At 64.7% G+C, this 8,725-nt stretch carries 9 protein-coding genes; 3 read left to right on the top strand and 6 right to left on the bottom strand.

Annotated elements, in window-relative coordinates; translation table 11 throughout:
• Nucleotides 1–43: 43 nt before the first annotated feature.
• Nucleotides 44–307 (bottom strand): metal-sensitive transcriptional regulator, encoded by a 264-nt coding sequence (locus tag AC1Q61_RS23390; protein WP_042925979.1) that lies wholly within the window; start codon nt 305–307, stop codon nt 44–46.
• A gap of 115 nt (nt 308–422) precedes the next feature.
• Nucleotides 423–2,603: an MMPL family transporter gene (locus tag AC1Q61_RS23385; protein ID WP_347873410.1), complete on the bottom strand. Its 2,181-nt coding sequence runs from the start codon at nt 2,601–2,603 to the stop codon at nt 423–425.
• A gap of 134 nt (nt 2,604–2,737) precedes the next feature.
• On the opposite strand from AC1Q61_RS23385, the gene AC1Q61_RS23380 reads away from it, so the two are divergent.
• The 3 genes from AC1Q61_RS23380 to AC1Q61_RS23370 are packed head-to-tail and all read left to right on the top strand — an operon-like array spanning nt 2,738 to nt 4,050.
• Nucleotides 2,738–2,983: a YgaP family membrane protein gene (locus AC1Q61_RS23380; RefSeq protein ID WP_347873411.1), complete on the top strand. Its 246-nt coding sequence runs from the start codon at nt 2,738–2,740 to the stop codon at nt 2,981–2,983.
• On the top strand, nt 2,980–3,411 hold the full coding sequence (locus AC1Q61_RS23375; RefSeq protein WP_347873412.1) for a DUF5313 family protein: 432 nt from the start codon (nt 2,980–2,982) through the stop codon (nt 3,409–3,411). Before AC1Q61_RS23380 ends, AC1Q61_RS23375 begins: the two co-directional genes overlap by 4 nt.
• A 3-nt stretch (nt 3,412–3,414) precedes the next feature.
• Entirely contained in the window at nt 3,415–4,050 is a 636-nt protein-coding gene (locus AC1Q61_RS23370) for a class I SAM-dependent methyltransferase (RefSeq protein WP_347873413.1), read from the top strand.
• Here the strand turns inward: AC1Q61_RS23370 and AC1Q61_RS23365 are convergent.
• The 4 genes from AC1Q61_RS23365 to AC1Q61_RS23350 form a co-directional block, all read right to left on the bottom strand.
• The gene (locus tag AC1Q61_RS23365; RefSeq protein WP_347873414.1) at nt 4,029–5,171 is read right to left on the bottom strand and encodes a site-specific integrase; all 1,143 of its coding nucleotides are present in this window, start codon (nt 5,169–5,171) and stop codon (nt 4,029–4,031) included. The genes AC1Q61_RS23370 and AC1Q61_RS23365 overlap by 22 nt on opposite strands.
• Nucleotides 5,172–5,179: 8 nt before the next feature.
• Nucleotides 5,180–6,346, bottom strand: coding sequence for a site-specific integrase (locus AC1Q61_RS23360; protein WP_492651358.1), 1,167 nt, complete (start codon nt 6,344–6,346; stop codon nt 5,180–5,182).
• A 207-nt stretch (nt 6,347–6,553) separates the two neighbouring features.
• A complete protein-coding gene (locus AC1Q61_RS23355; RefSeq protein WP_006898167.1) occupies nt 6,554–7,765 on the bottom strand; it encodes a TniQ family protein in 1,212 nt (403 codons plus the stop codon).
• Nucleotides 7,766–7,782: 17 nt separating this feature from the next.
• The gene (locus AC1Q61_RS23350) at nt 7,783–8,721 is read right to left on the bottom strand and encodes a TniB family NTP-binding protein (protein WP_094610788.1); all 939 of its coding nucleotides are present in this window, start codon (nt 8,719–8,721) and stop codon (nt 7,783–7,785) included.
• Nucleotides 8,722–8,725: the final 4 nt, after the last annotated feature.

Raw genomic sequence — 8,725 nt, 5'->3', positions numbered from 1 at the left:
CCGATCACCCCCGTACATCGATGCGGGGGTGATCGGACCGTTGTCAGGCGAGGGCGAGAAAGAGCTTCTCGAGCTCCGCTTCGGTCATCTTCTCCCCTGTTTCCGCTCCGGTGATGCACTCACGCAGTCCGGTGGCGACGATCTTGAAGCCTGCCCGGTCGAGAGCCTTCGACACCGCGGCCAGTTGGGTGACGACGTCCTTGCAGTCACGACCGCTCTCGATCATCGAGATCACTCCTGCGAGCTGACCCTGCGCACGCCGCAGACGGTTCAATACCAATGCGATGCTTTCGGTGTCACCGGTCATGTCGTTCAGTCCTTCGTTCGATGAAACTCCAGGTTACCCCTAGGGGTAAGGGTGGTCGTGGTGGCCGACGCCGGACGGTATCGGCCACCACTGTGTTGCTCGAGATTGCTGACACTCAGCTGTGCGAGAAGCCGATCTTGGGTAGTACTGCTCGTAGCCACGTGGGTGACCACCATGCGGCGTGGCCGGTCAGGCGCAGGAGAACCGGCAGCAGAACCAAGCGGATGAGAATGGCGTCCAACAGTACGGCGACACCCAGAATGATGCCCATCTCCTTGGGTGGCAGTGGTTCGGCGAGCGCGAACGAAAAGAACACCGCGATCATCACCGCTGCCGCCGCGAAGATCACCCGACCCGAATGCGCCATTCCGTCGACCTGAGAACCGTGCGGATCACCGGTGTTCTCGTAGTGTTCCTTGACGCTCGACAGCAGAAACACCGTGTAGTCCATCGCGATTGCGAAGATCATCGCGAAGAAGAACACCGGGCCCCAGCCGTTCAGGAATCCCTGCGGGGTGAATCCGAGTAGCGACGAGCCGTGACCGTCTTGGAAGATCAGCTTCGCCACACCGAATGCCGCTCCGGTGGACAGCAGGCTGACCACGGTCCCCAGCAGGGCGATCAGCGGTGCCTGTAGCGCGATCAGCAGCAGCAGGAATCCGAGTACGAGGATCACCGACACCACGATCGGCAGATACTCGTTCAACGCGGTCTGCAGGTCCAGGTTCTCTGCGGGTGCACCGCCGACGATCGCTCCCTCGGGCAGCTCGGCACGCAAGGCGTCGAGTGTGGTCTCGAGTGCGGGGTCCGACGGGTCCACGTTCGGGATGGCCTGCAGCATGACGAAGTCGGATCCGTCCATGGCGGGCATGGGCGGCGTCACCATCGATACGCCGTCGACGCTCGCTGCGATCTGCGCGGTCTGCTCCGCCTCCGATGTGGGGGCGATGATCTGCAGCATGCCTGGTGCACCTTCACCCATCTGTGCCTGCACCAATTCGTAGCCCTGCCGGACCGGAGCGTCCTCGGGCACAACCGAAATGGACGGCATGGCGACCTTGAGACCGAGTGCCGGAATCGACAGCGCCACCAGAATCAACAGCGAGCCGATGGCGAACGGCCACGGATGCTTGTGCAGCAACTGACCCCAGGACGCGAATTTCGGCGAACGGTGCACCTGACGCTTCGCGTACGGGAGGGAGCCGGCATTGACCTTGGCTCCGAGCTTGCCCAGCACTGCGGGGAGCAGTGTGAGGGTGGCCGCGAGCACGAACACCACCGCGAGCATGATGCCCACGGCCATCGTGCGTACCGCAGGTGCTGGTACGAGAAGCACGGCAGATAAGCTGATCAGCACGGTCAGACCGGACAGCAGGACTGCTTTGCCTGCCGTGTCCATAGTTTCTGCCACTGCACGCTGCGGGTCGATCCGTCCGGCGTCGATGGTCTTTCGGAGCGCATCCCGGAATCGAACGACGAGGAAGAGCGCGTAGTCGATACCGAGCGCCAGCGCGAACATCATCGCAAAGTTCATGGCCCACACCGAGATCGGCGTGATTTCGTTCAGCAGAACCAGGCCACCCGCGGATGCGACCAGACCGGCCAGCGTCAACAGCAGGGGCAGACCTGCCGCGACGAGGGATCCGAACGCGAGCACCATGATCGCCAATGTGACGGGCCAGGAGATGATTTCGGCCTTGATCATCGCGTCGTGGTTGGCCTTGTTGAAGTCACTCCACAGTGCCGATGCTCCGGTCGGGTAGACCTCGATCGAGTCCGTGGAGGCTGCGGTCAAGTCGCCCTTGAGATCGTCGACGGCCTTCACCATCTCGTCGGTCGTCCCGTTCGCTCCACCGATGAGGATTCCGGTGTGCCCGTCGGGACTGATCGACATCCCCGGTTGCGGGGCGATCACCTCGGAAATCCGCGAGTCAGCGGCCAGAATGTCGGTGACCTCGGAAATGACAGCCGCGACAGCGGGATCGGTCACCTGCTCGGTGTCCGAGTGCACGACCACCTGTATCGCGGCAGAAGAGTTCCCGCCGAAGTGCTCCTGTGCGAGTTCGCGAACCTGGACCGACTCCGATCCGTTGGATTGCCAACCGGCACCGGCGAGAGAGCCGAACACCGACGGGGCAAACGCTCCCAATCCGATGATGACCACGAGCCACGCGGTGACCACCCACTTGAAATTGCCTGCCATGCGCGCACCGAATCGCGCCAACGGCCCGCCGGTGATCCCTGGCGGCGAGCTGTCTGCAGAACTCTCGTCGGTTCGAACGTCCGTAGAACTCACATCATGTCCTTACTGGTCGGGAAGATGGAGGAACCCTAGCATGGTACCCCAGGGGGTATGCTGAATGTTGACACCTACCCCCTGGGGTATACATGTGGTGCCGCACCACACTCACAGAAGCGAGGATCTACCGCATGTCATGCACCGACACTCCCACCGGTCCTGGCGGACCGAGTATCGAACGCGCAGTCCCCGCCCTGGCGGGCACCATGGTCCTTGCCAGCCTCGCCGCCGGATCCCTTCACGACCGCCGCTGGCATGCCCTGACAGCATTCGTCGGCGGGAATCTGCTGCTGTACTCGGCAGTCGGATGGTGCCCGGCCAGCTTGGCAATGCGGCGGCTGGGGATGCGCCAGAGCACAATGACGCCGACCCGGTGAACCGCGACAGGACCCGCCCTACGCCGTGGCAGTGGGTCGGCTACGCCTTCGGCCGCACTCTGCCCTCGACCATGACGGACTGGGTGGCCCACGATCTGACGGGCGATCACGCCGTGGTTCGGCACCTGATTCGCGGCCAGGTTCCGTTTCTTCCCATCTACGCCGTGTTCATGTTCTTTCCGGGTGAACTGTGGTTGCGTGGTGCCATGGTGCTCCTGGCGGTCCTGCTCTCGGTGTTCTTCACCGCCTCGTACATGGAAGAGAATCGGCAACGACGCCTCGTACGGCACATGCTGCCGCGCGATCTGACGAACCCCCGCAAAGCGCAGGTATCGGAACTGGTCAAGAAGCGTTATCTCGCGGCGCACCCCGAGTCCGGGGCCTCACGCACCGCCGCGGCACCCATCGCTCCCGGCCGAGAGCACTGAGCGATGGTCGGCGATTCGACGCACCGTCTCGCCCGGTGGCAGCGATTCTGGGACAAGCAAGCGGCCGGTTACGACAAGCACATGACCTTTCTCGACCGAGTCCTTTTCCGCGACACCAGGTCCTGGATCTGCAGTCGCGCCCGAGGCCAGGTTCTCGAGGTCGCAGTGGGAACGGGACTCAATCTCGAGCACTACCCGGCAGGGACGTCGTTGACCGGAATCGAGCTAAGCCCGGACATGCTCGCGCAGGCGCATACTCGGGCCGCCGGCGTCAGACCCGACGCTCGCCTAGCTCTCGGGGACGCTCACGCTCTGGATTTTCCCGATGCATCTTTCGACACGGTGGTGTGCACGTTCTCGCTCTGCGCCATCCCCGCCACGGACATCGCGCTCGCGGAAATGTCGCGAGTGCTGCGTCCGGGTGGAACGTTGCTCCTCGCCGATCACGTCGCCTCGTCGATCAGGCCGGTTCGATGGATCCAACGCCTTCTGGAACTGGTGAGCGTCCCGGTCGGTGGCGAGCACTTTCTGCGCCGGCCCTCGATCGCGATCACCGGTGACGAGAGCTTCTCTATCGAGGACATCGACCGGTTCACTCTCGGTCTCGTCGAGCGTCTTCACGCCCGAAAGGTGTCCTGAACGGGCAAGGACGATGGCCGCGGCACGAGCGGCCGACCATATTCCGGCACTTCTGCCTCGACGAACTCGAGAAGCCGCTTCAGCAGTGCATCCGCACGGTCTTCGACGTCGTCGAGCGTTGAATCGACGCCACCGAGTAGCTCGTGCGCGTCCCGGCGTGCCCGGGTCCCGTATTCGTAGTATCCGGGGTCGAGTACCGAAGCCGAGGCGGGCTGCGGGACGAGATGTGCGCTCGGTTGCCGTGCCTGCACCGAGTGGAGTCGGTGCACAGGTGCTCGCCCGTCCAGGTGGGCACGAACGATGTCGGCGACCGCACGGGACGTCAGTGGGGTCGCAGTCAACGGGGTGTGGCCCCACCGGTCGATCGCAGTCGACAGCGGCTGTCGATCGGCCGGATCGACATACCGGTCGAATCCGCTGAGCCCGGTACCGCCCCCGGCATCGAGAGCGTCGGCGAGCATTCGGGTGCTCGGATACCGCGTGTGGTAGCCCAGCACCTCCAACCAGCGCTGATACACCATCCGCGGCGAGATACCCGCCCCCGTCAGTACGGGGGAAGTGACAGTGTGGACGCCGCGGCCTGTGTCGATACGAAGGGCGTCGATCCTCGGATCGGCGGTGACGTCGCAGTGCCGCAGGGCCGCGATCTGGGTGTACGGCAGACCGGTCGAAGCGAGGATCAGGACGAGGGCGTCTCGCCGCGCGAACAGTTCTGACGGCCAACCGGATTCGGGGAGGCGGGCGACGATACCGCCGATCACGGCTGCCAGCTCGTGCAGGCGCGCCGTACGCGCCACGTCCAGCGCAGCCCGAACGATCTCCGCACGCCCCGGAGGGGGTAACAGTTGCCGAGAATGGGCGGCGTCGATCACCGCGATCCGGCGGCGTTGGGTCGTCGACGCGGCGGGGTGCGCGTGGAGGAACCGAGCAAGTGACTCCGGAGAGGCCGCCAGTGGGGGTTCGTCATGGGCGGTGCACCAGTCCTCGAACAGAGACCACGTGTTCCGATCACGCTTCGGCACCGCCACGTTCGCGATATCCGCTGGTCGTCTCGAACCGGCGCGGTCGTCGTGGTCAGTATCTGCCCCGGTCGACCCGCCGCCGCTCACGGATGCAGTCACGTGCCCGGTCATAGACCGAGTTCGGTGACCGCGTTGCCGACCAGAGGAGCGTGCTCGCGGGCATATGTTTCGACCATTGCGGGTGTGGTGTGCCCGGTCTGGCGCATGATCGCATGTGCATCGGCACCGTTGCGGAAGGCTTGCGTGACGAAGCCGGAACGGAGGGAGTGCCCACCGAGTTGGGCGACGGTGTCGGGATCGTATCCAGCTCGAGTAGCTCGTCGACGGATCGCCGCATGCACCGCAGCTCCGGACAGGGCTGAGTCGGAAAGGTTGCCGTTCTTGCGAACAGATCGAAACAGTGGCGATCGTCTGTCGGCCGTAGGTAGAGTCCCCCGGCAGACATGAGAGTCGAAGTCTGTTGCGCGAGAGAGCAGTCGGATGACGGCGACTCTGCCGCCGGTGTCGAACGCGGCGACGACCTGCAGCCAACGTACCCACGCGCAGACCGGGCAGGATTCGTGGCGGCCGGTGAACGGTAGGGCTTTGACGGCCCCGACGCCGTCCTGATCGGTCTTCGACGCCCGAATCCGTACGTGCGCGCCGTCGAGACGGTCGCGGCGGACATCGCGGCATTCGAGCGCCACGAGTTCACTGCGACGAAACGCGCCGGTGTAGCCCATCAGCAGCAGCGCAGTGTCGCGGCGCTCGAGCACCGCAGACGCCCACCCGACAGCACTGCGGCGCGCGTGGTCGACGATCGTGGTGATGTCGGAAGTCAACAGAGGTGCCCGCGGGTTGCGGGGCCGCTCCCCCGCTGACGCATAATCCCGACGAACACCTGCCAGAGTCGCTCTCACCATTTCGTGTCCGCACGGATTGTCGTAGCCGGCGCTGCGGTGGCGGTCGGTGATCGCTGCAATCCATTTGCCGAACGTCGCCGGCGCGTACGCCCGCGTGCCGTCGACGGTGAGTGTGTCGGCCGCGGCGACGAGGTATGCCGCCACCGTCGCGGGGTGCGCCGGTAGCGGGATCTGTCCGGTGGCGGTGCACCAGGTTTCGAAGCGTCGCCACGCCGAGCTGTAGGCCCGGCGGGTACCGGCGGACCGCGATGCAGCCATCGACCGCTCGATCCGAGCGGCAACCTCGGGTGTCAGGTCCGGAAACACCGCAGCGCCACCCGACACGACAGCTGGGACAGCGTTCGAGCCGGCTGTTGGCTGGCGTTCTGTCATGGGATGGACTGTATCGGGCAGCTCCGACACATTTCTGGATTCGAAACCACGCTCAGCTGGCGGTTTGCGGGTCTACGGTGCGGGAAGGAAAATTCTCGTCGGTCACCGCACAAATAACGTTGGTGACTGTGACACCGCCGCCAAAACGGGCCTTGTCGGCCATCGCCGCGTGTGCGTCGCGGACGACCCCGCTCCATCGGGCGAGAACTACGTCGGCGGATGTTGCAGCGGGATCCCGTGGTCGACGAACAGTCGCACCGTCTCATCCAGCTCCGCTGCGGTGCGGCACCCCCAGCGCAGGAAGTTGTACAACGAACTGGCGGATGCGGGATCGACGCGCGCTGCCTCGATGGCGGCCTCGGCTGCAGCGTGCGCGTCAGCCCATAAATCGCGCTCGGGTGCGGGATAGGACGAGCGCGTCGGAGGTGTCCCGGGATCGACCGGCTCATAGGGTCGTGGGCGCAGCAGAGATGCGTGCGCACCGCCGGCATTGATCTCACCGCTCTCGACCATCGCGATGCCGATCGCTGCGGCCTCGAGGACTTTCGCCTGCTCGTCCCAGTGCAGGTCCTCGAACGGAACCCACGCGGTCCGCAACGGGCGAGAACGACCGGCGGCCCTCCATATCGCAACGAGTCTCGTCGCCCACCGTCCGGTGCGAACCAGTGGCGAGGACACTTCGTCGACGACGGTGCGCAGAAGCCGGAACCACACTGCGGCATGTACCCGGCCTGAGCCGAGTTCCACCCATCCCGTCGTCAGAGCCTCGGTGCTGCGCCGATCGAGGTCCGTGACCGCTGAAGAAACCGGAACGGGCGAGACCCGTTCGTCCGAACCGAACCGGACCTGATCCCAGAAGATCGCATGACCAGGGAAAGCAGAGCAGGGTTCGAGTCGACAACGGTGGTCGAGGCAGCTGCTCAGCACCGGATATTGACGCAGCAGAGTCATGTTGATATCAGCAGTGGATTCGAGGCTGTCGACACATGCCGGGCATGCCCGACTGCGCGGAGTGCTAGCCCACGGCAACCATGCCTCGCTCGTGGGTGTGCGGCGTCGTCGATCCTCCCTCGCGAGGTCGGCCGGTAGCAGGATCGAAAATTGGTGGACGTAGGTGTCGAAGTCGCAGTCGGCGGGGTCGGTGCTGTCGAGCAGCCACGGTGTCCACCCCGCCAACGTCATCATCCGTACCCTCTCTACCGGAACTGCGCCGCGAACGGCCAGCTCGGCAAGTATCGGCTCCGGTGTGTAGCGGTCGAGATCCTCGACAGCACAATCGATATCGAGGTCTGCGAGCAGGTCAGAAGGCCTGATGTGCGGATACAGCTCGCATATCCGGGCCAACCAGGACGAGAGGGCCTCACCTGGCAGTGGCTGCGGGTGCAGCGGCCACGGGCGAACGTACGCATCATCGGGCATAGGTGCGAGCCGCGCGTTCATGCGAGGTGGCGCTCGAACTGGCGGCGGCGCTCCGTGGGGCCGACGTACGGAGTGCGCGTGAGCACCGATGAGGTGATCGCTTCCTCTCCGCTGTCGACGGCGGTCACTGCTGCGGCAGTGAGCAGCGTTGTCAGTTCACCGATGGTGCCCTCGGAGCGAGTGAGGAGGTAGTCGGTCATCTCCGGTGATGTCAGGTGCGAGGGTTTGCGGAGGGGGAAGCTCGTGGTGAAGCTGGCCAGCAGTGATCTGGCGTCGGCCGTGTTGGTCCAGACCGGCAAAGTCATGGGGTGGAATCGGTTCTCCAGCTGAGGATCGGTCCGGATGGCGAGGTAGGCGTCGCGGGTTCCGACGGCGACAAGAGGAATGCGTAGTTCGTTGCCCAGGAATCGCAGCACGTTCAAGAATTCGCGGCGGACGTTGTCGCGGCCGGCGAGAACATTGTGGAGCTCGTCGATGATCAACATCCGTACGCCGGTGGCGCGGAGCAGCATCAATGCTTGCTGTTCGAGTTCGTGGACCCGATTGCGTGGTCGGGTCGGTGTTCCCAACGCTGTGAGCAGTGCGAGGTAGAACCGGCCAGGTGACGGGTCCGGGGGCATCTGCATGCACAACACCGGTATCTGCTCGCGGTCGGACAAGCTGATCGGCGGATGAGTGCGCCGGAACTTTTCGATGATCATCGACTTGCCGTTGTTCGTCGGACCGAGCAACAGTAGGTTCGGCATACGCTGCCGGTCCGGCCACGACAGCAACGTCTCCAGATGGTCGATGACCGTACGAGCCTGCGGATACCCGATCCACCTCTCCGACCGGATCAACCGGATCCGCTCCGCATCGTCGAGTACGGTGAGCGGTCGAACCGACTCCCGCAGGTGCCCCAAACCCTCGCCGGACGACTCGGTGGGTTCGTCGCTGCTTCCCATCGATGCGGTCATCGCC

This window comes from Rhodococcus sp. MPR-R1B, assembly GCF_058793255.1.
Note: the sequence above shows the minus strand (reverse complement) of the source record. Positions and strands in the feature narration are given on the sequence as shown.

Excerpts from the sequence above, each read along its gene's own strand:
- AC1Q61_RS23390 (WP_042925979.1), bottom strand. The coding sequence starts at position 307 with ATGACCGGTGACACCGAAAGCATCGCATTGGTATTGAACCGTCTGCGG.
- AC1Q61_RS23380 (WP_347873411.1), top strand. The coding sequence starts at position 2,738 with ATGTCATGCACCGACACTCCCACCGGTCCTGGCGGACCGAGTATCGAA.
- AC1Q61_RS23370 (WP_347873413.1), top strand. The coding sequence starts at position 3,415 with ATGGTCGGCGATTCGACGCACCGTCTCGCCCGGTGGCAGCGATTCTGG.
- AC1Q61_RS23360 (WP_492651358.1), bottom strand. The coding sequence starts at position 6,346 with ATGACAGAACGCCAGCCAACAGCCGGCTCGAACGCTGTCCCAGCTGTC.
- AC1Q61_RS23355 (WP_006898167.1), bottom strand. The coding sequence starts at position 7,765 with ATGCCCGATGATGCGTACGTTCGCCCGTGGCCGCTGCACCCGCAGCCA.
- AC1Q61_RS23350 (WP_094610788.1), bottom strand. The coding sequence starts at position 8,721 with ATGACCGCATCGATGGGAAGCAGCGACGAACCCACCGAGTCGTCCGGC.